This window comes from Bacteroides sp. 4_1_36 (genome assembly GCF_003466325.1).
GTDB lineage: Bacteria > Bacteroidota > Bacteroidia > Bacteroidales > Bacteroidaceae > Bacteroides > Bacteroides uniformis.
Map to the genome: position 1 here is coordinate 21,071 of NZ_QSOX01000017.1, position 25,094 is coordinate 46,164.

Genomic DNA, 25,094 nt, shown 5'->3' on the forward strand with positions numbered 1-25,094 from the left:
TAGTTTAACAAAATAAAGCATTTTTTCCGTCGGAAGCGAAGAATGATTACCTTTGCAACCATGAAGGAACAAGATTCAAATAGTCCTATTATTCACCTCCAACAGCAGCAACTTTTGCTGCGCATGGAATACGAATACGAAAAAGAGGAATTCAAACGCCAAACCGAAAACATGGGGGTTGCCCGGAAAGTGAAACGGGGACTTTGCTGGTATCCTGCCACTCCGGGACGAAGTTACTATAATTCACTGAATCAATTAGTAATAGAAATTACACACACAGAAAATACCGATATAGAACATAATTTTGAGTTCGGCCGTCCCGTATGTTTTTTCCGCCAGTCTGCCGATGGAAAAATAACCTATATGAACTTCACCGCTACCGTAAGCTATGCCGACGAGACACGGATGGTAGCGATAATGCCCGGAGCCGGTGCCGTGATGGAAGTGCAGGAAACGGACAACCTCGGCGTGCAACTTTATTTCGACGAAACATCCTATCGGACCATGTTCGAAGCCTTGGAAGATACGTTACGCTCCAAAGGCAACCGCCTGGCCGAATTGCGGGACATATTGCTGGGAACCTCGAAAGCCGGTTTCCGAGAGCTCTATCCCGTACGGTTTCCCTGGCTGAACTCCACGCAGGAAACAGCTGTAAACAAAGTGCTGTGTGCTCGCGACGTGGCCATTGTACATGGTCCTCCAGGAACCGGAAAAACGACCACCTTAGTGGAAGCCATCTACGAAACCCTGCATCGGGAACCGCAGGTACTGGTATGTGCCCAAAGCAATACTGCCGTCGACTGGATTTCGGAAAAACTTGTGGACCGTGGCGTCAATGTCCTGCGTATCGGCAATCCGACCCGTGTCAACGACAAGATGCTTTCCTTTACCTACGAGCGTCGTTTCGAGAACCATCCGCTTTATCCGGAGCTGTGGAGCATCCGAAAAAATCTCCGTGAACTGGGCAGCCGTGCCCGCCGTGGCAGCTATGACGAACGCGAAGGAGTACGCAGCCGTATGAGCCGCCTGCGCGACCGCGCCACCGCATTGGAAATACAAATCAATGCAGAGCTTTTTGATGGGGCACATGTCATAGCCTCCACGCTAGTAAGCAGCAATCACCGGCTGCTGAACGGACGCCGTTTCGGCACCCTTTTCATTGATGAAGCAGCCCAGGCCTTAGAAGCTGCCTGCTGGATAGCTATCCGAAAAGCAGACCGCGTGGTATTGGCGGGTGACCACTGCCAACTTCCGCCCACCATAAAATGCTACGAAGCTGCCCGTGGAGGTCTGGAACGAACATTGATGGAGAAAGTGGTGTCCAACAAACCTGCCGTTGTCTCTTTGCTGAAAGTACAATACCGCATGCACGAGGAAATCATGAAATTTCCTTCCCAATGGTTTTATAATGGCGAGTTGGAAGCCGCTCCCGAAGTGCGTTACCGGGGCATCCTGGACTGGGATACCCCCATCCACTGGATTGACACCTCCGAAATGGATTTCAAAGAAGAATTTGTGGGAGAGACTTTCGGACGCATTAATAAGGCGGAAGCGGACCTGCTCCTATCAGAACTGAAAATCTACATCAACCGTATCGGTGGCAACCGCATTCTGGAAGAAAAAATAGACATCGGCATCATCTCCCCTTACAAGGCACAAGTGCAATATCTCCGCAGCAAGATAAAGGCAGACGCTTCACTCAAGCCTTATCGCAGCTTGTTCACTGTAAATACGGTGGATGGCTTCCAAGGGCAAGAGCGCGATGTTATCTTCATCAGCCTTGTCCGTACCAACGAAGAAGGACAGATAGGATTCCTGAATGATTTAAGGAGAATGAATGTAGCCATCACCCGGGCACGTATGAAGCTGGTGATATTGGGAGAGGCAGAGACGCTGAAACATCACGGTTTTTACCGGAGGCTATTGGAGTTTATTCAAAATATAGGGAATCAATAATAAAGAAATACCCCCTCCGGTAACACCGAAGAGGGTATTTCACCTATTTATATAAAGCTGATTAATTGTTTTCCGGACGAAGTTTACGAACTGTAACAGCTGTCTGCCACATTTCGCTTTCACGCAAGGCTTTCAATTCTGCATTCAGCTTCTCACGATAATCGGGTTTGGAGTTACTGTCGATAGAAATCTGAGCTTCGTTGCCCGACTTCACACTTGCATACAATTTCTGTACAACCGGCTTGATGGCATCATGGAACGGGGTCATCCAATCCAGCGCACCACGCTGTGCCGTAGTAGAACAGTTGGCATACATCCAGTCCATACCGTTCTTGGCAAACAATGGCATCAAAGATTGAGTCAACTCTTCCACTGTTTCATTGAATGCTTCAGAAGGAGTATGGCCGTTTTCGCGCAATACTTCATACTGAGCCAACAGCAATCCCTGGATAGCACCCATCAATGAACCGCGTTCACCGGTCAAGTCGGAAGTGGCTTCGCGGATGAAAGTTGTCTCGAACAAATATCCCGAACCAATACCGATACCCAGTGCAATCGTCTTGTCAAAAGCCTTACCCGTAGCATCCTGATAGACGGCATATGATGAGTTCAAGCCACGCCCTTCGAGGAACATGGTACGAAGTGAAGTACCGGAACCTTTGGGAGCAACCATAATAACATCAATATCTTTAGGAGGAACCACGCCGGTACGGTCGTTCCAGGTAATAGCAAAACCATGAGAGAAGTAAAGAGCCTTTCCGGGAGTCAAATAAGGTTTGATAGTCGGCCATACAGACATTACAGCTGCGTCAGACAACAGACACATGACGATAGTACCTTTCTGACAAGCCTCTTCGATGCCGAACAAAGTCTCACCCGGTACCCATCCGTCAGCCACCGCCTTTTCGTATGTCTTGCCCGGACGTTGTCCTACAATCACATTGAAACCGTTATCACGCAGGTTGCAAGCCTGGCCCGGGCCTTGTACGCCATAACCAATTACTGCAATTGTTTCATCTTTCAAAATCTCACGTGCTTTTTCCAAAGGAAATTCTTCGCGGGTCATTACATTCTCAATAACACCGCCAAAATTCAATTGTGCCATTTTTTGTTTTAATTTTTATTTGTGGCTTACGCCAACGTTGATAAATTTATTTATTTCTCTGTAAATATCACTTTAGAGCGACAGACCACTTCGCTGCCATTCTTTTTCACCTCCACATCGTAAACGCCCTCACCGGCATCATCCATGAACAAAGTCAACTCATCCCCATAATAGCTTTCGGCTACATATGCCATTTCAAAACGACGGATGCGCTTCTCCTTATACATCTCTATTGGGAACAAATCAAGGATATGCTCAATGTAACGGATGCTGTTCACATGCCCGTTAATGTCAATATCACTGTATTTGGCTACCAAAGCAGCAACCGGTTCCTTTGAGGCCACCTTTATCCGCGAAGGTTTTTCTATCGGGCAAGGCTCATCGCAAACATAATCTACAATGCTGCCACTATGAAGAGCCAGCAAATCTGCCGGCTTACGGGTATTCATGCTAATCATCGCCCAAACGGAACGTGCATACCCAATCTTCTTGCCCTCCTTATCGATGATAGCGAAATTACGGTCTGTAAAAAGGCGATAGACATTCTCCACCCAAGTCTGAATGGAGAAATCTTCGTACTGATAAGGCATTTCATCCAGTTCGACAGCCAGACGGGACAATACCCAAGTATAATTGTCCTCGTTTAGAGTCGCGATGCCAAAACCGCGGTCGCTGGCATGGAAACCCGCACAATTCAACAAATGGTTGCCCAATACTCCCATTGTCAGCCGTCCGGTAAAGTCGACATGAAACGGTTCGGCAACAAACTTGTGGGTACCTATTTTATTGTTCTCGCTCATCATGATTCCTGGTGTTTACTTTGACGATATTTTGCTTCACGGTCCGCCAGATATTCATTGACACGCTCAAAGCAGCTGGTCGTAATGGCTACGCGACCCGAACGGACGAACTGAAGTACGCAATCCAACTGGCGCAACTCCTCATAAAGATTGGTTATTTCCTCACTCATGCCATTCTTCTCAACAATGGCAAATACAGCATTCACCTCCACAATACGGGCATTGTACTTACGGATTACTTTGGACACCTCCGGTTTTTCTTCCAGCGTAGGGGTCGTTATTTTATAAAGGGCAATCTCGTGCTGATAGATTTCATCATCCGTGAAATAATGGGCTTGCAGCACATCTATTTTCTTGGTAATCTGCTTGGTCACCTTTTCAATGGTATCCTTGTCCGTCCAAGCGGTAATGGTATATTTATGTACCCCCTTGATGGAGGAGGCCGATACATTCAAACTCTCGATGTTTATCTGCCGGCGGGTAAACACAGCCGTCACCTGATTCAGCAAACCGGCAAAGTTTTCCGAATGAACAATGATTGTATATAGTTTTTTATCCATAGATAGAGTAAATTCTTTAATTTCGCATGACTTCAGCATTCCAACAACATCTGATTGACCGAACCGCCCGGAGGTGTCATCGGCATTACATTTCCTTCTTCCTCCACACAAGCTTCGAGCAGGAATGGTCCGTCGGTTGCTATCATCTCGTCAATCGCTTTTGCCAACTCCTCGCGGGTCATTACCCTGCGTGCAGGAATATCATATGCCGAAGCAATCTTCATATAATCCGGATTCATCATCGGAGTAAACGAATAACGACGATTGAAGAACATCGCCTGCCATTGACGAACATTGCCCAGGAAGTTATTGTTCAACAGAATCATCTTCACCGGAGCCTTTTGTTCCATGATGGTACCCAGTTCCTGCAGGTTCATCTGCAAGCCGCCGTCTCCCATGAATACGCATACCGTGCGGTCCGGACGTCCAAAAGTGGCACCGATAGCTGCCGGAAGGCCGAAGCCCATAGTACCCAGGCCACCGGAAGTAACAATGCTACGTTCCTTGCTGTATTTGAAATAACGGGCGGACATCATCTGATTCTGGCCGACATCAGTCACCAATATCGCCTCGTTATGGGTAGCCTCACTCACAGCACGCACCACCTCACCCATGCTTAGCGCTTTTCCTGCCGGATGTAATTCCGGACGGATTACCTTTTCCTCTTCCACTTCCTCGTATTGCCGGAAACTGTCAATCCATTCCTGATGGTTGGCGGGTTCCAGCAATTGGGTAACGGCAGCCAGTGTCTCTTTGCAATCTCCCAGGACAGCAACATCGGTCTTTACATTCTTATCTATTTCGGCAGGGTCAATATCAAAGTGGATAATCTTCGCCTGCTTGGCATATGTTTCCAATTTACCCGTCACACGGTCATCAAAGCGCATGCCTACGGCGATAAGGACATCACATTTATTGGTATTGATATTGGGCCCCAGGTTACCGTGCATACCAAGCATTCCTTTGTTCAACGGATGGTTCGTAGGTAATGCGGAAAGTCCCAATAAAGTGCATCCGGCAGGCATTCCGGCTTTCTCAATGAAAGCACGAAGCTCTTGCTGGGCTTCTCCCAGCTCCACGCCTTGTCCTACCAGCACCAAAGGCCGTTCCGCACCATTTATTAATTCAGCAGCCTTCCGTATGGCCTCCGGCTCCATTTCGGGAACGGGAAGATAGCTACGGACATAGTCCACCTTAGTAGGCGCATATTCTGTTTTCTCCACTTGGGCGTTTTTAGCAAAATCCAGCACGACCGGTCCCGGACGTCCGCTCTTTGCCACATAGAAAGCACGTGCCACTGCCCAGGCCACATCTTCTGCACGACGAATCTGGTAACTCCATTTCGTGATAGGCTGAGTAATGCCTACCAAGTCCACTTCCTGAAATGCATCCGTACCCAAGAAGTTCGTCCCTACCTGGCCGGCAATGACAACGATAGGCGTACTGTCAATCATGGCATCTGCAATGCCCGTGATAGTATTGGTAGCACCCGGTCCACTGGTAACCAGACAAACGCCAACCTCGCCTGATACACGTGCAAAGCCTTGTGCCGCATGGGTTGCTCCTTGTTCATGGCGAACCAAGATGTGGTTCAATTCCTTCCGGTGGTCGTATAAGGCATCGAATACCGGCATGATGCTCCCTCCCGGATAACCGAAAATGGTCTTTACTCCCTGATGCTCCAGAGAGCGCATCAATGCTTCTGCGCCTGTTATTAGAGCCTCACCCCGACCCTCTCCTTGGGAGAGGGAGGAAAAGTTACTCTTTTTATTATTATCAGCCATACTTTATCTATTCATTATATTTAAAAGCTCAATAGTAGCTTGAAAAATTTGTTTCATTCTTTCCTCCCCTCGCTTTCGGAAAGGGGGGCTTTTAATCAATCAGCCTCACAGCCCCTTTGTCAGCGGAACTCACCATACTGGCATATGCTTTCAATGCTTTGGAGACTTCACGGTTGCGGGTTACCGGAGTCATAGGGCGTGCTGCAAGCTCTTCATCCGTCAACTTCACATTGATAGAACGGTTCGGTATATCAATTTCGATAATGTCCCCATCCTTAATCTTGCCGATATTACCACCGGCAGCCGCTTCGGGAGAAACATGTCCGATACTTAGTCCGGAAGTACCACCACTGAAACGCCCGTCGGTAATCAATGCACACTCCTTACCCAGATGGCGGGATTTGATATAAGAAGTAGGATAAAGCATCTCTTGCATACCCGGTCCACCTTTCGGCCCTTCGTGAGTGATGACGACGACGTCTCCACTGACCACCTTTCCAGCCAGAATACCGTCACAAGCCGCATCTTGTGAGTCGAAGACTTTCGCCGGCCCCGTAAATTTCCAGATACTCTCGTCTACACCGGCAGTCTTGACAACGCAACCGTCCTGAGCTATATTTCCCTTCAAAACTGCCAGACCGCCATCCTTGCTGTATGCATGTTCCAAATCACGGATACAACCGGTCGCACGGTCCGTGTCGAGTTCCTTATAAGACGCATTTTGTGAACCAAGTACCAGATTGAACTTTCCGGCTGCCGCACTGGAGTATTTCTTGATTGCCTCTTTACATACATTAGAGCTGGTAATACTATACCGGTCGATTGCCTCTGCCAACGTCATTCCATCCACACGGCGGACATTCGTATCGACCAATCCGCCCTTGGCAAGCTCATCCATGATGGCAATGATGCCACCGGCACGGTTAACGTCTTGTACATGATACTTTTGGGTATTGGGAGCCACCTTGCATAAGCAGGGGGTCTTGCGGGAGAGCATGTCAATGTCGTCCATCTTAAAATCCGCTCCGGCTTCGTGAGCCACAGCCAACAAATGAAGTACCGTATTAGTGGAACCGCCCATCGCAATATCCAGCGTCATGGCATTCAAAAATGCCTCGCGGGTAGCAATACTTCGCGGGAGTACGCTCTCATCCCCTTCTTCATAATATCTAAAGGCATTCTCTACAATCAACTTGGCTGCATCCTCAAATAGTTTCTTGCGATTTTCGTGAGTGGCTACAATCGTGCCGTTACCGGGCAGTGCCAATCCAATCGCTTCATTCAGGCAATTCATGGAATTAGCGGTAAACATGCCTGAGCAGCATCCGCAAGTGGGGCAGGCATGTTGCTCAATCTGTGCCACCTCTTTATCGCTCACACTTTCATCAGCAGATTTAATCATGGCATCAATCAAATCCAAATGCTGTCCGTTCCATTCCCCGGCTTCCATCGGACCGCCTGAAACAAACACAGTCGGTATATTCAGTCTCATAGCCGCCATCAGCATCCCCGGAGTAATCTTGTCACAGTTACTGATGCAAACCATAGCATCCGCCTTATGGGCATTTACCATATACTCCACACTATCGGCAATGATATCTCTTGAAGGCAGGGAATAAAGCATACCGTCGTGTCCCATAGCGATACCGTCGTCAATGGCAATCGTATTGAACTCCGCAGCAAAACACCCCAGTTTTTCAATCTCTTCCTTTACAAACTGGCCTATTTCGTGCAGATGTACATGCCCGGGGACGAATTGTGTAAATGAATTGACTATAGCGATAATGGGCTTACCCATCTGTTCCTTCTTCATACCATTCGCCGTCCACAATGCACGGGCTCCCGCCATGCGGCGACCTTGTGTGCTGAACGAGCTGCGTAACTGATGCTTCATTTTCAAATCTCCTTTTAATGAAAAAGCCTCTCCCACTATAGTGAGAAAGGCTTAATAAATTATCTTCTAACGTACGAATACATACATAACCTTTCTCACGCTCTTGATGCCACCACCACGACGCGAATAATATGCAGGACTGCCAGGTTAATAGATGTATGTAAATTCATAACTTAATTCTTCTTTTTTGTTTCAAACGTGCTGCAAAGGTAAGGGCTTTTTTATAATCTCCAAACAAATTGAAGAAAAAAATAAGATAAATATGAATAATCGTAAGAAAATATCGCCCTAAAATCCTATTTTATCACTTAACAGTTCTAAATAGAACCATTCAGACAGCCAATGTAAATGTATTGCCAATCATTGAAACCATTTAATAATCTGAAAATTACCAAAGGCTCTCTACATCCCGAAACAAATAATTCGTATCTTTGTCTCTTCAAATACTCAAAAAAAAGTATTTACTAATTAAATAAAGATAGAAAATTAATGGAAACAGTAGAAAACAAGTACATCACCGTAGCATATAAGCTGTACTCAATCGAAAACGGAGAAAAAGATTTCGAAGAAGAAGCACCCGTAGAGCATCCTTTTCAGTTTATCTCAGGTCTGGGAATGACACTCGAACCCTTTGAAGCCCAGATAAAAGACTTGCAGATAGGCGATAAATTCGACTTTACCATTCCGGCATCAGAAGCTTATGGTGAATATGACGACGACCATGTTATTGACCTCCCCAAAGAAATCTTCATGATAGAAGGAGAATTCGACAGCGACCGTGTAGTGGAAGGCGCCGTCATCCCCTTGATGACTTCTGAAGGTCAACGCATCAATGGAAGTGTAGTAGAAGTAAAGGAAGACGTAGTTGTAATGGACATGAATCATCCACTCGCAGGTTGTGATTTGAACTTTACCGGAGAAGTGGTGGAAAGCCGTCCGGCTACGAACGAAGAGCTTGCTGAAGTTGCCCGTATGATGGGTGGCGGTTGCGGCAGCTGCGGTTGTGGTGACTGTGGCGACGGATGCGGCGACCATGAATGTGGAGGCGGATGCTGCCACTAAAGAATTAAAAATTAAAGAATTAAAAATTAAAGAATCAGACTACACAGTATTAAGCATGCCGCATGGTAATTCTTTAATTTTTAATTCTTTAATTTTCAAATTCTATATTATTTACTTGTCATTATCTCCAATACCAATTTATCCGTTTCATTCATTCCTTTAGAACCGATTTTTGTCAGATTACGGATACTCTGATCCACATCCTCATCAATAATACCTTCTACGGAAGTCACACAACGGTTTTCCATGGCCATGATGGCTGAAAGCACTGCGGTTGAAACTCCGGTAGTTACTTTCAATGCACAACTGGGTTTGGCACCATCACAAATCATTCCGGTAAGATTGGCAATCATGTTCTGCACAGCATATGCCACCTGTTCATAAGTTCCTCCCATTAGCCAAGTTATACCGCAACTGGAACCCGTAGCAGCAACCACACAACCGCATAAGGCAGATAAGCGTCCCAAACTCTGCTTGATATAGATTACTGTTAAATGGCTCAACATCAAGGCACGAATCAATTCTTCTTCCGATTTTCCATTTTCTTCGGCATAGACCAGTACGGGAAGGGTAGCGGATATCCCTTGATTGCCACTGCCGGAATTGCTCATCACCGGAATCATGGCACCGGCCATACGGGCATCACATGCTCCCGAAGTGTAAGAAAGGATATGAGAGAAGACACTGTCGCCCATAATCCGGTGTTCGTAAGTGCCACGTAGGATTTTACCCAGTCCATGACCATATTCACCTTCGAAGGAACGTTCGGCGGCAGTCTTGTTCAGTCGTGCCGTATCAAGAATAAAACGAATGTCGTCTAATGGGGTTGTCATGGCGAAGTCATACACTTTGCGTAAAGTCAAGTCCAATACATCCTCCTCCTCTTCGATGCAAGAAGCGGTTTGTTTGTCCAGCAGGATATCCCCGTTGTGCGTTATATAAGTAAAGCAAGTATGTCCACCAGCAATAATGGCGGTTGCCTTGTCCGTATCGGCTTCACAGCAGACTTCTATATAAAGTTTCTCTTCTATATCGTCTTTTAAGGATATATGGATACGCTTTTCTTCTATGAAACGCTTTCCTGCCTCCACTGCATCAGGGGTACTGTCTTTCAAAACCTCCAATTGATATACCGACTTGCCTATTAAAGCGCCAAGCGCCACAGCAATCGGTAATCCAATCATCCCCGTACCAGGAATACCCACTCCCATTGCATTCTTCAGAATATTGGCACTCAGCAATACGGTTATCTTTTCGGGACGCTTATTCAACACTTCCACAGCCTTTGCTACACACAATGCTACTGCTATAGGTTCTGTACAACCAATGGCAGGGACGACCTCGTTCTTGACAAGGGCAATGATTTGCAGTCTTTCCGTTTCAGTCATATTTATTCAAATTTGATGCAGGCAAAGATAATGTATTTTATTCTATAATAAAACGAACAAAAAAATAAAAAAGAGGATTCCAAGCACAGAACCCTCTTTATAGATAAAGAAAAATCTTTTCTTATTTTTTATAAGAATTGTCACCAAGACTTATACCTAAATTGAATCTGGTAGTAACATTCCAAATTCCTTCTATTTCAGTCATTGAGTTCAAGGCAGTCAGCATCTGAATCATATTCCACAAAGGTATACTCTGTCCCCAGAATTCAATGTTCGTGTTCTTTAACAACGCATCTACATCAGGTAACATCGGATAGAGAGCAGGCATAAAAATATCAAATAAATCCTTATCCAAATAGATAGAGAGATCATTTACCGTTCTTACGAGCTCTTCCTCGTTCTTTATCTCCAATTGGGTGGTTCTATAGTTCAAGGGGAAACCATCGATTACATAGCTAATCAGCTTTTCAATATCACTATCAGAAATTTTAGAAATATCTAACTTTTTCAGCATATTATCATCTTCAAGTCCAGCCAACAACTGACCCAACAAATTCTTGATGTCAGCTCCACTCATGCTCTTCACCATTTCTATAATCTGCAAAACAGCTTCCGGAGTCATTTGAGAATCCTCAGCATCTTTCAATGCTTCGGTTACAATGGCAGGAATATTCAGCACAACATAGATATGCTCACCCTTCACATACCAATAAGCCAGATTTGTGGGAGAAGTTTTCCAAACAATGCCGTCCGTTGAAGGGAGCTGCCCCATACCGGCCATAATCATCTGATCCATAGTAATGTTTATTTCTTCTGCATAGCTGGCTACAATAGAACCATCAGCTTTGAACTCTACATCTTTCAAAAGCTGTATCATAGCCGCAGATAGGACATTCGTCCCTACTGTCGAGATATTATCCGCTGCAATCCCTGCATTACCACCTTCTCCATAAGGCGATACCCAAGTCAATCTTCCCGGAGCATAAATATTGGTTCTATCTTTAGAATCAGCATAATAAACAGCATCACACAACTGATATTTCTTCACGATATCTCCTACAAACTCCGTAGAAACCGTAACTGTAGCTTTCCCTTCTAATGTGATAGTACCCGAAACTTTCACATTCGTAGAGCTAAGCAGCACCCAAGCCGCCTTAGTAGCAGGCGTTACACTTTTCTCGCCTTGAAACTTAAAAGTACCGTCTGTCTGTTCAACAACAGTCACATTAATTTCTATTTCATCTGCACCTCTAACCACTTTATTCAACGTCAAAATACCATTCTGCGCATCGGTCATCGCTAATTTCACACTAGCATCAGAACTTGTCGGAATATTAGTTTCCAGTTCCAGATTTTCAGCTGTAATAATCTGACTAGGCACTTTCTTCCAATTTTCATCATCATCATCACTACAAGCCGTGAATAAACTCATTGAACAGATCAATGCAAATAAATAAAATAAATTCTTTTTCATACTTTTTTGAGTACTTGTTTAGTTAATAAAAAGCTTCCCAAGGGAGCTATTAATTTCCCATTTTAAATCGAAGGTGCAAAGTAACACTTTTTAAGGTTACAGTACAAGGTCTTTTCTAAAAAATAAATGTTCCTTTTTTCATCATTACGAGTGAAATTCGGATGCAGATTTCATAAAGAGTAAGCCATTTTTATAAAGAACAAGCCATTGGCCAAACTCTGGCAAAGGCAGGCAACTTTATGCGGAAAAGACTTTTTATCTTATTTCCTTAAACGTTTTATGAAAAAAAGTTGTTATCTTTATAAAGTCAAAAGCATTTCTTATAAAGCGTATTGGCACATTAACCTCATATATAAACCTTTAAAGCATTTGATATGTTCAACTCATTTGGAAATATTCTCCGTCTTACCAGTTTTGGGGAATCGCACGGTAAGGGCGTGGGAGGAGTGATAGACGGATTCCCTGCAGGAATAGTCATTGATATGGATTTCGTCCAGGCAGAGCTCGACCGACGCCGCCCCGGACAGTCACGTATCACTACCGCCCGGAAAGAAGGTGATAAAGTGGAGTTCCTCTCCGGCATCTTCGAAGGAAAATCCACAGGCTGCCCCATAGGATTCATTGTATGGAACCAAAACCAACATTCTGACGATTACAATAATCTGAAAGAAGTCTACCGACCGTCACATGCCGACTATACTTATAAAGTGAAATATGGCATCCGCGACCACCGCGGAGGCGGACGTTCATCAGCCCGTGAAACAATCTCGCGTGTAGTAGCGGGTGCCCTGGCCAAATTGGCGCTGAAGCAGCTGGGTATACACATCACGGCGTACACTTCACAAGTAGGTCCTATCCGCCTTGAAGAAAATTATACCGCATACGACCTCGACCTGATAGAGACCAATCCGGTCCGCTGCCCCGACCCGGCGAAGGCAAAAGAAATGGAAGAACTCATCTTCAAGATAAAGGGAGAAGGAGATACCATCGGAGGAGTGGTGACTTGTGTCGTCAAAGGATGCCCCATCGGACTGGGACAACCCGTATTCGGTAAGCTCCATGCAGCACTTGGAGCAGCCATGCTCAGCATCAATGCAGCAAAAGCATTTGAGTATGGAGACGGTTTCAAGGGATTAAAGCAGAAAGGCTCGGAGCAGAATGATGTGTTCTACAACAATAACGGACGTATCGAGACCCGCACCAATCATTCGGGCGGTATACAAGGTGGAATCAGTAACGGGCAAGACATCTATTTCCGTGTAGCCTTCAAACCCGTGGCAACCGTACTGATGGAGCAACACACCGTGAACATTGACGGTGTAGACACCACCCTGAAAGCCCGAGGACGCCATGACCCGTGTGTATTGCCACGCGCAGTACCCATCGTGGAAGCAATGACAGCAATGACATTGTTGGATTATTACCTGATTGACAGAACAACACAACTATAATATTCACCCATGGAAATAAAGAAATACATCACCGAGAACGAGCCTAAAATGCTGGAAGACTTGTTCAGCCTCATTCGCATTCCAAGCATCAGTGCCAAACCCGAGCATCACGACGATATGCTTGCCTGCGCCGAACGCTGGGCACAGTTGCTGCTCGAAGCCGGAGCGGATGAAGCCCTCGTAATGCCCTCCAAAGGTAACCCGATTGTTTTTGGACAAAAAATCGTAGACCCGGACGCCAAGACCGTATTGGTATATGCCCACTACGACGTGATGCCAGCCGAACCTCTCGAACTTTGGAAAAGCGACCCCTTTGAACCGGAAATACGCGACGGACATATCTGGGCACGCGGTGCTGATGATGACAAAGGGCAATCTTTCATACAAGTGAAAGCGTTTGAATACCTCGTACGCAACGAACTGCTGCAAACCAACGTAAAATTCATCTTCGAAGGAGAAGAAGAAATCGGTTCGCCCAGCTTAGAAAGCTTCTGCCAGGAGCACAAAGAGTTGCTGAAAGCAGACGTCATTCTGGTTTCGGACACCAGCATGCTTGGTGCAGACCTGCCTTCACTGACCACCGGACTGCGCGGACTGGCCTATTGGGAAATAGAAGTGACCGGCCCCAACCGCGACCTGCACAGCGGTCACTTCGGCGGTGCTGTTGCCAACCCCATCAATGTGCTTTGCCAGATAATCAGCCAAGTGACGGACGCAGAGGGACGTATCACCGTACCGGGCTTCTATGACGATGTGGAAGAAGTTCCCCAAGCCGAGCGCGACATGATAGCCCGCATTCCTTTCGACGAAGAGAAATACAAAAAGGCTATCCATGTAAAAGCACTTTTCGGAGAGAAAGGTTACAGTACGCTGGAACGTAATAGTTGCCGTCCGTCTTTCGACGTATGCGGCATCTGGGGCGGATATACGGGTGAAGGGTCCAAGACCGTGCTCCCATCCAAGGCATACGCCAAGGTATCCTGCCGGTTGGTTCCCCACCAGGACCACCACAAGATATCCCGGCTCTTTGCCGACTACATTCTGGACATAGCGCCGGATTCAGTACAGGTAAAAGTCACTCCGATGCATGGAGGCCAAGGATATGTATGTCCCATCACCCTACCCGCCTACCAAGCCGCCGAAAAAGGTTTTGAAAAAGCTTTTGGAAAGAAACCGCTGGCAGTGCGTCGGGGTGGAAGTATCCCCATCATCTCCACTTTCGAGCAAGTACTGGGCATCAAAACCATTCTGATGGGCTTCGGGCTCGAATCCAACGCCATCCACTCACCTAATGAGAATATACCGTTGGACATCTTCCGTAAAGGAATAGAAGCTGTTGTCGAATTCTACCTCAATTATAAATAAAACAAGAAAATCAGGATGAAAGACTTCCAAATTCAAGCCATCGGCCTGATGTCCGGCACTTCCCTTGACGGGCTGGACGTATGTTGTTGCACTTTCCGGCAGCAAGCCGGAAAATGGTCTTTCCACATAGACTGTGCAAAAGGCTATAGCTACCCCGACGCCATGAAGCAGATATTGGGTACCGGTGCACAGACAATGAGTGCTTTGGAGTTCATCACTTTCCACAGCTCCTATGGAAAGTTTCTCGGTGAACGTGTCAACGAGTTCATGCAAGAATTTGGAGTCCACCCCGATATTATCGCCTCCCACGGGCATACCATCTTCCATGAGCCTCAAAAGAGAATCATGTACCAAATAGGTGACGGAGCCGCCATTGCCGCTGAAACCCGTATACCTACCGTTTCGGATTTCCGGCGGCTGGACATCATGCTGGGTGGGCAGGGCGCTCCACTCGTACCTATTGGCGACCGGTTGCTTTTTGCCGACTACGACTTCTGTTTGAATATCGGCGGTTTCTCCAACATCTCATTCGAGCAGGACGAGCGGCGCATCGCTTTTGACATCAGTCCGGTGAATTACGTCATCAACCATTACTGCCGGCAAATAGGATTGGAATTTGACCGTGACGGCGAGATAGCACGGCAAGGCAACATCTGCCAAGAACTGCTGGACGAACTGAACGGAATGGATTTCTACCATCAGTCCGGACCGAAGTCATTGGGACGGGAGTGGGTGGAAACGCTGGTATATCCCATGCTCGAGCGTTATGGCTTGAGTATGGAGAATATGCTACGTACCTTTTACGAGCATGCCGCCTGGCAAATATCACGCATCATCACCGCCCACCCCTTGCCCGATGGTAACGGAAAACTGCTGATTACCGGCGGAGGTGCATTCAACAAGTTCCTCATAGAACGTATCGACGCCTTGTGTCCGTGTGAGATCGTGATTCCCAGCCGGCAAATCATAGAATACAAGGAAGCCCTAATCTTTGCTTTCCTGGGTGCCCTCTATATGGCGGACACACCCGGATGCCTCGCCTCGGTGACGGGAGCCACGACAGATAATATCGGAGGGATGCTGTTTAAAATATAGTCAATTCTACCATTATGGAAAAATCAAAAGACACCTGGACCGTCTTATCCAGCGAATACCTTCATCGGGCCCCATGGCTCACTGTGCGTAAAGACCATGTAGTACTGCCCAACGGCAACCACATTCCCTCCTATTATATATTGGAATATCCCAACTGGGTGAATACCATTGCCATCACCCATGACGGACAATTTGTCTTTATCCGCCAATACCGGCATGGCATACAAGAAACGTCCTATGAGCTCTGTGCAGGGGTATGCGAAGAAGAGGACGGCTCTCCGATGGTTTCCGCACAACGGGAACTTTTGGAAGAAACCGGCTATGGAAACGGAGTATGGAAAGAGTTCATGCAAATCTCTCCCAATCCAAGTACCCACACCAACATTACCTACTGTTTCCTGGCTACGGACGTGGAGAAAATCTCCGAGCAACAGTTGGAAGATACGGAAAACCTGACCGTACACCTGCTTTCCTTGCAGGAGGTCAAGGAATTGCTGCAGCAAGGAAGCATCCGCCAGGCGCTGATGGCTGCTCCCCTCTAGAAATACATGGCGGAGAGAATTATTTAATGTGATTACCCTTATTCAAACGGCTTACGGAATGTGCATCCGGATTTCCATTCGGAACAACCGTAAGCCGTTTTCCCCTTGATAACGGTACCTTTTCCGCAAAGCGGACAAGGCTGACCGACGAAATCGTCAGCTTGTACGGAAGCCTCCGTACTTGAAGCTGCCACAGCGCCCGAAGCCTGCTCCGTCTTTTTACCTGCGGCGGCAGACTTTCTCGGTGTTCTTTTCTTCGGTTCCTTTTTCGGCTTATCGGCAGCCTCTGTCTTGGCAGAAGCCTTACTGCCCTTTTCGGGAGCAGGCGCTTGGATGGTGATGTGGCGGTTGCTGTTATCAGAAAGTACACTCATCACGACTTCCGATACCATCTGCTTCAATTCTTCCAAGAATTGTCCGGCATTATATGTCCGCCTTTCTATCTCACGTAGCTTTTTCTCCCAAATACCGGTCAGTTCCGCCGACTTCAACAGCTCCTCATGGATAATCTGTATCAGCTCCACACCGGTAGGGGTGGCTATCAGATTCTTCTTTTCCTTGCGGATATAGTTTCGCTTGAACAGCGTCTCGATGATGGCTGCACGGGTAGATGGACGACCGATACCGTTTTCCTTCAGCGCATCACGCAGTTCGTCGTTATCCACCAGCTTGCCCGCCGTTTCCATAGCACGCAGCAGGGTGGCTTCCGTATAAGGCCGGGGCGGCTGCGTCCACTTCTCATACAAATCGGGGACGTGCGGTCCGCTTTCTCCTTTCACAAAAGCCGGAAGCACATTCTCCTCTTCTCCCTTCTCCTCTTTCTCCTCCTGCGATTGTGCCGAGGGGATGCCGAAGATAATACGCCAACCCGGTTCCAGAATCTGCTTGCCGGTAGCCTTGAACTCTATGCTCTCTACCTCGCCCAATACGGTGGTAGTGGCAAACTTACAATCGGGATAGAATACAGCAATGAAACGGCGTGCTATCAAATCGAATACGCGACGCTCCATATCCGTCAGATTCTGCGGATGCTGACCGGTAGGAATAATGGCGTGGTGGTCTGTTACCTTCGAGTTATCGAAAACCTTTTTGGACTTCAACAATGCAGTTCCTGTCAAAGGGGCTGTAAATGTCTCGTAATCACGCAGACCTTTCAAGATGCCGGGGCATTTGGGATAGATGTCATCACTCAAATAGGTAGTGTCTACACGTGGATAGGTAGCCACTTTCTTCTCATACAAAGACTGGATGATTTTCAGCGTCTCATCAGCGGAATAGGCAAACTTCTTGTTACATTCCACTTGCAAAGAAGTCAAGTCAAACAAGCGGAGTGGCGCCTCCCTCCCCTCTTTCTTGGTGACATCCGTCACGGTAAAAAGAGAATTCTTAATCTGGTCCAATAAAACAAGCCCACGTTCGCGGTCGGTAATGGGGTCGATACCCCGATTCTCTTCTTCTTTTTTAGGTTTCTTCCCGGCAGCTATAGCCTCTTTCTGCTTCTCGGCTTCCAATACCAGTTCCTCCTCACTTTTCCGGAGGATGGTGGAGAAAGTGGTATCTCGATAGACGGTCTTCAGCTCCCAGTATTGCTTGGGAACAAAATTCTGTATTTCCAACTGACGGTTTACAATCAGCGCCAGTGTCGGCGTTTGCACACGGCCGATAGAAAGTACCTGCCGGTTCTGCCCATACTTCATGGTGTAGAGGCGGGTGGCATTCATCCCGAGCAGCCAGTCGCCAATGGCACGCGACAAGCCTGCTTCGTACAAAGGCTGGAAATCCGACGCATCGCGCAGCTTGGCAAAGCCCTCACGGATGGCTTCCTCTGTCAATGAAGATATCCAAAGACGTTTCACCGGGCAACGTGCCCCGGCTTTCTGCATCACCCAGCGCTGTATCAATTCTCCTTCCTGCCCGGCATCACCGCAGTTTATAATCATATCGGCATGTTGCATGAGGTTCTCTATCGTATGGAACTGGCGCTCGTATGTGGGATTGCTAATCAGCTTAATGCCGAAACGGGGAGGTATCATGGGGAGGCTTCCCAAACTCCATGACTTCCAGTTAGGGGTATATTCATGCGGCTCCTTCAGCGTACAAAGATGGCCGAATGTCCAGGTCACCTGGTATCCGTTTCCTTCGATGTATCCGTCCTTCTTTTCTTTCGCTCCCAATACATCGGCTATGTCACGCGCCACAGAGGGCTTTTCGGCAATACAAACTATCATTCGTTATTCTTTTAGCGGGACAAAGGTAATAAAAAGGGGGCAAGAACGAAACTATAAGCAAGAAACGATAACATAGACCAGGTGATTTTTCTCCCCCAAAGCTGACGTACGGACATAAAAAAAGGAGTACCGCTGTACTCCAACCTTTGTTAACCTTAAATCTAATACTATGAAAAACACATTGCAAAGATACGGACTTCTGATAAATCTGCAAATTATCCAACTAAAAAAGTATGTTCTATAACACAGATTAAGAAAAAGGGACGGATATGTAAACACATACCGTCCCTCTTTTAACATTTAACGTGTCGGATTATTCTTCATCCAACAAGATTTCCAATATCTGGCAAGCAGCCTTGGCAACCGGAGTACCGGGGCCAAAGATGGCAGCTACACCTGCCTTGTAAAGGAAGTCATAGTCTTGTGCGGGAATTACACCACCGGCAATCACTACGATATCCTCGCGTCCCAACTTCTTGAGCTCTTCGATAATCTGCGGAACCAATGTCTTGTGTCCGGCAGCCAATGAAGAAACCCCTACTACATGAACGTCGTTCTCAACCGCTTCACGGGCAGCCTCGACCGGTGTCTGGAACAAGGGTCCCATATCCACATCGAAGCCACAGTCGGCATATCCGGTTGCAACAACCTTGGCACCGCGGTCGTGACCGTCCTGGCCCATCTTGGCTACCATGATACGAGGCTGACGTCCCTCTTTCTTCGCAAACTTCTCCGCCAATTCACAAGCACGGTGGAAGTCGCTGTCATTCTTACTTTCTGATGAATACACGCCTGATATAGTTCTAATTACTGCTTTATAACGTCCTACAATCTTTTCGCAAGCATAAGAGATTTCCCCCAAAGTGGCACGGACACGGGCTGCCTCGACTGCCAGTTCCAGCAAGTTTCCCTTACCGGTCTTTACACATTCAGTAATAGCCTCCAATGCCTTGTCCACTTCCGCCTGGTTACGTCCTTCCTTCAGACGCTTCAGGTTCTCAATCTGTTCCTGACGGACAGCCGTATTGTCGATTTCAAGAATATCAATCGGAGCTTCTTTCTCCAGACGATACTTGTTCACACCGACAATGGTCTGCGAACCGCTATCGATACGGGCTTGTGTACGCGCAGCAGCCTCTTCGATACGCATCTTGGGGATACCGGTTTCGATGGCTTTTGCCATACCGCCCAGCTTCTCTACTTCCTGAATCAATTCCCAAGCCTTGTGAGCCAACTCATTAGTCAAACTTTCCACATAATAAGAGCCACCCCATGGGTCTACATTCTTGCAAATGTAAGTTTCTTCCTGAATATAAATCTGCGTATTACGTGCAATACGTGCAGAGAAATCCGTCGGCAAGGCAATAGCCTCGTCAAGAGCATTGGTATGCAGTGACTGGGTATGTCCCAATGCAGCAGCCATCGCCTCGATACAAGTGCGGCCCACATTGTTGAACGGGTCTTGCTCTGTCAGCGACCAGCCGGAAGTCTGGGAGTGCGTACGCAAAGCCAGCGACTTCGGATTCTTCGGGTTGAACTGCTTCACAATCTTTGCCCACAACATACGTGCGGCACGCATTTTGGCAATTTCCATAAAGTGGTTCGTTCCGATGGCCCAGAAGAAAGAGAGACGCGGTGCGAAAGCATCGATGTCAATACCCGCAGCCGTTCCGGCACGCAGATATTCCAAACCGTCTGCCAGGGTGTAAGCCAACTCGATGTCTGCCGTAGCACCCGCTTCCTGCATGTGGTAGCCGGAGATGGAGATAGAGTTGAACTTAGGCATTTTCTGGGAAGTATATTCAAAGATGTCAGAGATAATCTTCATAGAGAATGCAGGCGGGTAGATATAGGTATTACGCACCATGAATTCCTTCAAGATATCGTTCTGGATAGTACCAGCCATTTCTTCCAACTTGGCACCCTGCTCCAGACCTGCGTTGATGTAGAATGCCATAACAGGAAGTACGGCACCGTTCATAGTCATAGAGACGGACATCTTGTTCAAAGGAATTCCATCGAACAACACCTTCATATTCTCCAAGGAACAGATAGATACACCTGCCTTACCAACGTCACCCACTACACGTTCGTGGTCGGGGTCGTAGCCACGGTGAGTGGCCAAGTCGAAAGCTACGGACAAACCTTTCTGTCCGGAAGCCAAATTACGACGGTAAAAGGCATTTGATTCTTCCGCTGTGGAAAAGCCTGCATACTGGCGGATGGTCCAAGGACGCAACGTATACATCACCGAGTACGGACCACGCAGATAAGGAGGAAGCCCGGCAGCATAGCCCAAGTGTTCCATTCCCTCAAGGTCTTCTTTTGTATAAACAGGCTTCACCTCAATGTGTTCCGGCGTTTTCCAATCAGCATGGATGCCGTTAGCCTTTTGCCACTCAGCACCGTTGACGGGCTGAAAAGCGGCATATATATCTAAGTTTTTAAAATCTTTTCGCATCATGTTATTTACGATTTGACGATTTACGATTTACGATTGAAGTTGCTTACTTCAAAAGTTTGGCGTTGAATTCTTTTAATGTCTCTAATACGTTGACACGGACATGGATAAAGTTCTCGATACCGGCAGCCTTCAAGTCGTCCATGCAAGCAGGAGCACCGGCTACGATAAACATGGCACGGCCATTCAGAGCCTTGAAGGCAGGAACAGCATATTCTGCATATTCATCATCACTTGAACACAATACCACGATGTCGGCCTTGGCAGCCATAGCTGCTTCTATACCTTCTTCTACGGTGGGGAAACCGAGGTTATCCACAACTTCGTATCCGGCACAAGCCAGAAAGTTGCAAGAGTACTGTGCACGTGCCTGGCGCATGGCCAGATTACCGATAGTCAGCATAAACGCTTTCGGGCGTTTGCCGGAAGCCTCTGTTTCGAGACGCAACGCTTCAAATTCACTGGCAGCACGGTCAAAGTTCAGTGTCGGAACATCTTTTTCGCAGGTATGTCCGCCGCCGCAACAGCAAGTAGCCTCAACCGGTTTCTTATCTCCCGCCTTTTCATTAAAGTTGGGGAACTGGTTGGTACCCAGCAACACTTCCTTACGCTTGGCGACTGCAGCATGACGGGCCTTGTTGCTTTCGTTTACGGCAGCCTGCACTTTTCCGGCTTTCACGGAAGCATAGAAACCACCGTCTTCTTCTACAGTGAGGAAGAGGTCCCAAGCCTGCTTGGCAATAGAGACGGTCAAATTCTCAATATAGTAAGAACCTGCAGCTGGGTCAATAACTTTATCGAAGTGCGATTCTTCTTTCAACAGCAGTTGTTGGTTACGCGCCATACGCTCAGAGAATTCGTTAGGAGCATCATAAGTCTTGTCGAACGGAGTAACCGTCATTGAGTCAACGCCGGCAAGGGCGGCACTCATCGCCTCAGTCTGCGTACGCAACAAGTTTACGTGTGCATCAAACAAAGTCAAGTTGAATGAAGAAGTTTCCGCATGAATCTTCATCTTGGCTGCACAGCGGCATTCGTTATCCTTACCCTTGTTGTCGCAGTCGCGCAGACACTCGGGACTGTAAGAAGCCACAATATTAGCCCACAGCATACGTGCAGCGCGGAATTTGGCTATTTCAAGGAAGTAGTTGGAACTGATACCGAAATTGAACTTAATCTTCTTGGCTACCATTGCAGCCGGCAGACCGGCATCAACCAGCTGATTCATATATTCATTACCCCAAGCCAAAGCATAACCCAGTTCCTGAAAAATATAAGAACCCGCATTGTTTAATGTCAACGCGTTCACATTCAATACACGGTATTTCGGAAGGGAAGCGGTAGCCTCGAGCAGCGCCTTGGCTGTTGCCACCATATCACCTTTTTCTTTACCTTTGGCCAGCATTTTGTTGAAGTAGTCATAGTTGATGGAGCCCTGCAATTTCGTCAAGTCATAATCCTTCTTCTGGAAATAAGCGACAAGAAGTTCTGCAAGTTCCACCACATGCCCCTGGCAGGTAGAGAAATTCAACTCGACACATTCCGCGCAGATATCTTTCAACAAAGTTTCAATATACTCTGCGTTCAATTCCTTGGCCTTTACATGGAAAGAGAGTGAATCTACACCTTTATTCAAAATATCCAACGCCTTGGCATTGGCCTCTTTGGGGCATTCCACTTTGATTTCCTGACGCACAAGCCATTCATTGTTGTCTTTCTTGGTACCTCTGAGATAAGGAAACTCGCCGGGAAGGGCATCTGTCGTCTTCAAACCTTCCAGGTCCTCCATACGGTAGAAAGGTTTCACCTTAAATCCTTCGTTTGTCTTCCAAACGAGCTTCTTCTCGAAATCCGCCCCTTTCAGGTCTGCGGTAACTTTCTCCATCCACTGCTCAGTGGAAACGGGAGAAAAGTCGGAGAAGAGTTTTTCTTTACTGTCTGCCATAGTTTATTTAAAATTTAAATAGATGAATACTATTCATTTTTGTCATCAAGAGACTTGCAAATATAAACAAATACTTAGAACAAAATCTTTTTTTAGAGAAAATTGCACTTACAGATGACTCCGTGTCCATACGGATTCAGCGTATTCACCGGAAGCATACTCTACTTTTGCAAAGTTGATATAGCAAAAAGTACCACAAAGCCTTTGCTACCTCCTTTTTATTAAGTAATTTTGCGCGAAATTAAAAAAACGACATATTAATAAGGTACTATGAATTGGTTAGAAAGCTTGCTATGGGACCCTTCATCTGTCGCTCACATCGTTTGTTTGTATGCATTCGTAATATCTGTGGGCGTATTGCTGGGTAAGATTAAGATTTTCGGGGTATCGTTGGGGGTTACATTCGTCCTCTTTGCCGGTATCCTGATGGGCCATTTTGGCTTCACGGGCGAAACACACATTTTGCATTTCATCCGCGAATTCGGTTTGATTTTATTTGTATTCTGTATCGGTCTGCAAGTCGGGCCCTCCTTCTTCTCTTCCTTTAAGAAAGGGGGTATGCGGCTGAACATGCTTGCTGTCGGCATCGTATTGCTGAATATCGCAGTAGCATTGAGCATCTACTTCATTGACGGAGGAATAGACTTGCCAATGATAGTAGGTATTCTCTATGGTGCCGTAACCAATACTCCGGGTCTGGGTGCCGCACAAGAAGCCCTGAACCAGATAAACTATACGGGAGACCCCATTGCACTGGGATATGCCTGCGCCTATCCGCTTGGTGTGGTAGGTATCATAGGTTCCATCATAGCCATCCGCTATATCTGCCGGGTGAACCTCAAGAAAGAGGAACAGGAACTCAACACGCAGGAAGCCGATGTTAAGCATCAGCCGCACATGCTTCACCTCGAAGTACGCAATGAATCAATTTCCGGAAAGACCCTGCTCCAGATAAAGGATTTCCTGGGACGTCCGTTTGTATGTTCGCGCATACGCCACGAGGGGCACGTCAGTATCCCCAATCATGAAACAATATTCCACGTAGGAGACCAGCTCTTCATCGTATGTTCCGAAGAAGATGCCGAAGCGGTGGCTGCCTTTATCGGAAAAGAAATACACGTAGACTGGGAAAAGCAGGACACTCCGATGGTTTCCCGCCGTATCCTCGTCACCAAGTCCGAAATCAATGGCAAGAAGTTGGGAAGCCTCCACTTCCGCAGCATGTACGGTGTAAATGTAACCCGTATCAACCGTTCGGGTATGGACTTGTTTGCCGATCCCAATCTGGTACTTCAGGTAGGTGACCGCGTAATGGTGGTCGGCCAGCAGGATGCCGTAGAACGTGTAGCCGGCGTATTGGGTAATCAGTTGAAACGTTTGGACACTCCGAATATCGTAACTATTTTTGTGGGAATCTTTTTGGGAATCCTGCTGGGTAGTCTACCTATCACATTCCCGGGTATGCCGACACCGGTTAAGTTAGGTTTGGCTGGTGGTCCGCTGGTAGTGGCCATCCTCATCGGACGTTTCGGTCACAAAATGCATCTTGTGACATACACCACCATGAGTGCCAACTTGATGTTGCGTGAAATCGGTATCGTGCTCTTCCTTGCCAGCGTCGGCATAGAAGCCGGTGAGCATTTTGTGCAGACCGTGGTAGAAGGCAGCGGATTGCTGTATGTGGGATATGGTTTCCTGATAACCGTTATTCCTTTGTTGATAATCGGTATGATTTCCCGCTTCTACTGCAAGGTGAACTACTTCACGTTAATGGGTCTGATTGCCGGTAGTAACACAGACCCTCCTGCATTGGCATATGCCAACCAGACATCGGGCAATGACGCTCCGGCAGTAGGTTATTCTACAGTATATCCGTTGACTATGTTCCTGCGTATCTTGGCGGGGCAGATGATATTGCTGACAATGATGTAATAGGAAATGCAATAACCTCCTTAAAATAAAACCTCCGGTCTTTTCAAAACTA

At 47.0% G+C, this 25,094-nt stretch carries 17 protein-coding genes; 7 read left to right on the forward strand and 10 right to left on the reverse strand.

What is annotated here, in order from left to right; translation table 11 throughout:
- Positions 1-60 precede the first annotated feature (60 nt).
- Positions 61-1,956 carry an AAA domain-containing protein gene (locus DXD65_RS14955; RefSeq protein WP_117887779.1) on the forward strand — a complete coding sequence of 632 codons (1,896 nt, stop codon included), beginning with the start codon at positions 61-63 and terminating at the stop codon, positions 1,954-1,956.
- A gap of 61 nt (positions 1,957-2,017) precedes the next feature.
- On the opposite strand, the gene ilvC is transcribed toward DXD65_RS14955, so the two are convergent.
- The 5 genes from ilvC to ilvD form a co-directional block, all read right to left on the reverse strand.
- Entirely contained in the window at positions 2,018-3,061 is a 1,044-nt protein-coding gene (ilvC, locus tag DXD65_RS14960) for a ketol-acid reductoisomerase (RefSeq protein ID WP_005833131.1), read from the reverse strand.
- A 50-nt stretch (positions 3,062-3,111) separates the two neighbouring features.
- Positions 3,112-3,861: an acyl-[acyl-carrier-protein] thioesterase gene (locus tag DXD65_RS14965; RefSeq protein WP_117887766.1), complete on the reverse strand. Its 750-nt coding sequence runs from the start codon at positions 3,859-3,861 to the stop codon at positions 3,112-3,114.
- Positions 3,861-4,421 (reverse strand): acetolactate synthase small subunit, encoded by a 561-nt coding sequence (gene ilvN, locus DXD65_RS14970; protein ID WP_005833135.1) that lies wholly within the window; start codon positions 4,419-4,421, stop codon positions 3,861-3,863. Before ilvN ends, DXD65_RS14965 begins: the two co-directional genes overlap by 1 nt.
- Positions 4,422-4,453: 32 nt before the next feature.
- Positions 4,454-6,205, reverse strand: coding sequence for a biosynthetic-type acetolactate synthase large subunit (gene ilvB / locus DXD65_RS14975; protein ID WP_009037958.1), 1,752 nt, complete (start codon positions 6,203-6,205; stop codon positions 4,454-4,456).
- A gap of 91 nt (positions 6,206-6,296) precedes the next feature.
- On the reverse strand, positions 6,297-8,099 hold the full coding sequence (gene ilvD / locus DXD65_RS14980; RefSeq protein WP_117887767.1) for a dihydroxy-acid dehydratase: 1,803 nt from the start codon (positions 8,097-8,099) through the stop codon (positions 6,297-6,299).
- A 489-nt stretch (positions 8,100-8,588) separates the two neighbouring features.
- Between ilvD and DXD65_RS14985 the strand changes: the two genes are divergently transcribed.
- Positions 8,589-9,161, forward strand: coding sequence for a peptidylprolyl isomerase (locus tag DXD65_RS14985; RefSeq protein ID WP_005833142.1), 573 nt, complete (start codon positions 8,589-8,591; stop codon positions 9,159-9,161).
- Positions 9,162-9,268: 107 nt separating this feature from the next.
- On the opposite strand, the gene DXD65_RS14990 is transcribed toward DXD65_RS14985, so the two are convergent.
- Together DXD65_RS14990 and DXD65_RS14995 are read right to left on the reverse strand one after the other, a co-directional pair.
- Positions 9,269-10,549 (reverse strand): serine dehydratase subunit alpha family protein, encoded by a 1,281-nt coding sequence (locus tag DXD65_RS14990; protein ID WP_009037955.1) that lies wholly within the window; start codon positions 10,547-10,549, stop codon positions 9,269-9,271.
- Between the two features lie 121 nt (positions 10,550-10,670).
- Positions 10,671-12,023, reverse strand: a complete 1,353-nt coding sequence (locus DXD65_RS14995) for a DUF4925 domain-containing protein (protein WP_083790055.1) — start codon at positions 12,021-12,023, stop codon at positions 10,671-10,673.
- A 374-nt stretch (positions 12,024-12,397) separates the two neighbouring features.
- Here DXD65_RS14995 and aroC point away from each other — a divergent pair, with 374 nt between their 5' ends.
- Genes aroC through DXD65_RS15015 form a run of 4 tightly spaced genes read left to right on the forward strand, consistent with a single transcriptional unit; the run spans position 12,398 to position 16,476 of the window.
- Positions 12,398-13,474 (forward strand): chorismate synthase, encoded by a 1,077-nt coding sequence (gene aroC, locus DXD65_RS15000; protein WP_008664052.1) that lies wholly within the window; start codon positions 12,398-12,400, stop codon positions 13,472-13,474.
- A 9-nt stretch (positions 13,475-13,483) separates the two neighbouring features.
- Positions 13,484-14,839, forward strand: a complete 1,356-nt coding sequence (locus DXD65_RS15005; RefSeq protein ID WP_009037953.1) for a dipeptidase — start codon at positions 13,484-13,486, stop codon at positions 14,837-14,839.
- A 15-nt stretch (positions 14,840-14,854) separates the two neighbouring features.
- On the forward strand, positions 14,855-15,934 hold the full coding sequence (locus tag DXD65_RS15010; protein WP_117887768.1) for an anhydro-N-acetylmuramic acid kinase: 1,080 nt from the start codon (positions 14,855-14,857) through the stop codon (positions 15,932-15,934).
- Positions 15,935-15,948: 14 nt separating this feature from the next.
- Positions 15,949-16,476 carry an NUDIX hydrolase gene (locus DXD65_RS15015; protein WP_117887769.1) on the forward strand — a complete coding sequence of 176 codons (528 nt, stop codon included), beginning with the start codon at positions 15,949-15,951 and terminating at the stop codon, positions 16,474-16,476.
- A gap of 38 nt (positions 16,477-16,514) precedes the next feature.
- On the opposite strand, the gene DXD65_RS15020 is transcribed toward DXD65_RS15015, so the two are convergent.
- The 3 genes from DXD65_RS15020 to mutA all read right to left on the reverse strand — a co-directional run bounded on the left by DXD65_RS15020 (position 16,515) and on the right by mutA (position 23,110).
- Positions 16,515-18,704 carry a DNA topoisomerase 3 gene (locus tag DXD65_RS15020; protein ID WP_117887770.1) on the reverse strand — a complete coding sequence of 730 codons (2,190 nt, stop codon included), beginning with the start codon at positions 18,702-18,704 and terminating at the stop codon, positions 16,515-16,517.
- A gap of 313 nt (positions 18,705-19,017) precedes the next feature.
- Positions 19,018-21,165 (reverse strand): methylmalonyl-CoA mutase, encoded by a 2,148-nt coding sequence (gene scpA, locus DXD65_RS15030; RefSeq protein WP_117887780.1) that lies wholly within the window; start codon positions 21,163-21,165, stop codon positions 19,018-19,020.
- A gap of 46 nt (positions 21,166-21,211) precedes the next feature.
- Positions 21,212-23,110, reverse strand: coding sequence for a methylmalonyl-CoA mutase small subunit (mutA, locus tag DXD65_RS15035; RefSeq protein ID WP_009037951.1), 1,899 nt, complete (start codon positions 23,108-23,110; stop codon positions 21,212-21,214).
- A 270-nt stretch (positions 23,111-23,380) separates the two neighbouring features.
- Between mutA and DXD65_RS15040 the strand changes: the two genes are divergently transcribed.
- Positions 23,381-25,042, forward strand: a complete 1,662-nt coding sequence (locus DXD65_RS15040) for a putative transporter (RefSeq protein ID WP_009037950.1) — start codon at positions 23,381-23,383, stop codon at positions 25,040-25,042.
- Positions 25,043-25,094 lie beyond the last annotated feature (52 nt).

What these genes read in the sequence shown, in the direction of transcription:
- DXD65_RS14955 (WP_117887779.1), top strand. Translation starts at nt 61, where the DNA reads ATGAAGGAACAAGATTCAAATAGTCCTATTATTCACCTCCAACAGCAG.
- ilvC (WP_005833131.1), bottom strand. Translation starts at nt 3,061, where the DNA reads ATGGCACAATTGAATTTTGGCGGTGTTATTGAGAATGTAATGACCCGC.
- DXD65_RS14965 (WP_117887766.1), bottom strand. Translation starts at nt 3,861, where the DNA reads ATGAGCGAGAACAATAAAATAGGTACCCACAAGTTTGTTGCCGAACCG.
- ilvN (WP_005833135.1), bottom strand. Translation starts at nt 4,421, where the DNA reads ATGGATAAAAAACTATATACAATCATTGTTCATTCGGAAAACTTTGCC.
- ilvB (WP_009037958.1), bottom strand. Translation starts at nt 6,205, where the DNA reads ATGGCTGATAATAATAAAAAGAGTAACTTTTCCTCCCTCTCCCAAGGA.
- ilvD (WP_117887767.1), bottom strand. Translation starts at nt 8,099, where the DNA reads ATGAAGCATCAGTTACGCAGCTCGTTCAGCACACAAGGTCGCCGCATG.
- DXD65_RS14985 (WP_005833142.1), top strand. Translation starts at nt 8,589, where the DNA reads ATGGAAACAGTAGAAAACAAGTACATCACCGTAGCATATAAGCTGTAC.
- DXD65_RS14990 (WP_009037955.1), bottom strand. Translation starts at nt 10,549, where the DNA reads ATGACTGAAACGGAAAGACTGCAAATCATTGCCCTTGTCAAGAACGAG.
- DXD65_RS14995 (WP_083790055.1), bottom strand. Translation starts at nt 12,023, where the DNA reads ATGAAAAAGAATTTATTTTATTTATTTGCATTGATCTGTTCAATGAGT.
- aroC (WP_008664052.1), top strand. Translation starts at nt 12,398, where the DNA reads ATGTTCAACTCATTTGGAAATATTCTCCGTCTTACCAGTTTTGGGGAA.
- DXD65_RS15005 (WP_009037953.1), top strand. Translation starts at nt 13,484, where the DNA reads ATGGAAATAAAGAAATACATCACCGAGAACGAGCCTAAAATGCTGGAA.
- DXD65_RS15010 (WP_117887768.1), top strand. Translation starts at nt 14,855, where the DNA reads ATGAAAGACTTCCAAATTCAAGCCATCGGCCTGATGTCCGGCACTTCC.
- DXD65_RS15015 (WP_117887769.1), top strand. Translation starts at nt 15,949, where the DNA reads ATGGAAAAATCAAAAGACACCTGGACCGTCTTATCCAGCGAATACCTT.
- DXD65_RS15020 (WP_117887770.1), bottom strand. Translation starts at nt 18,704, where the DNA reads ATGATAGTTTGTATTGCCGAAAAGCCCTCTGTGGCGCGTGACATAGCC.
- scpA (WP_117887780.1), bottom strand. Translation starts at nt 21,165, where the DNA reads ATGCGAAAAGATTTTAAAAACTTAGATATATATGCCGCTTTTCAGCCC.
- mutA (WP_009037951.1), bottom strand. Translation starts at nt 23,110, where the DNA reads ATGGCAGACAGTAAAGAAAAACTCTTCTCCGACTTTTCTCCCGTTTCC.
- DXD65_RS15040 (WP_009037950.1), top strand. Translation starts at nt 23,381, where the DNA reads ATGAATTGGTTAGAAAGCTTGCTATGGGACCCTTCATCTGTCGCTCAC.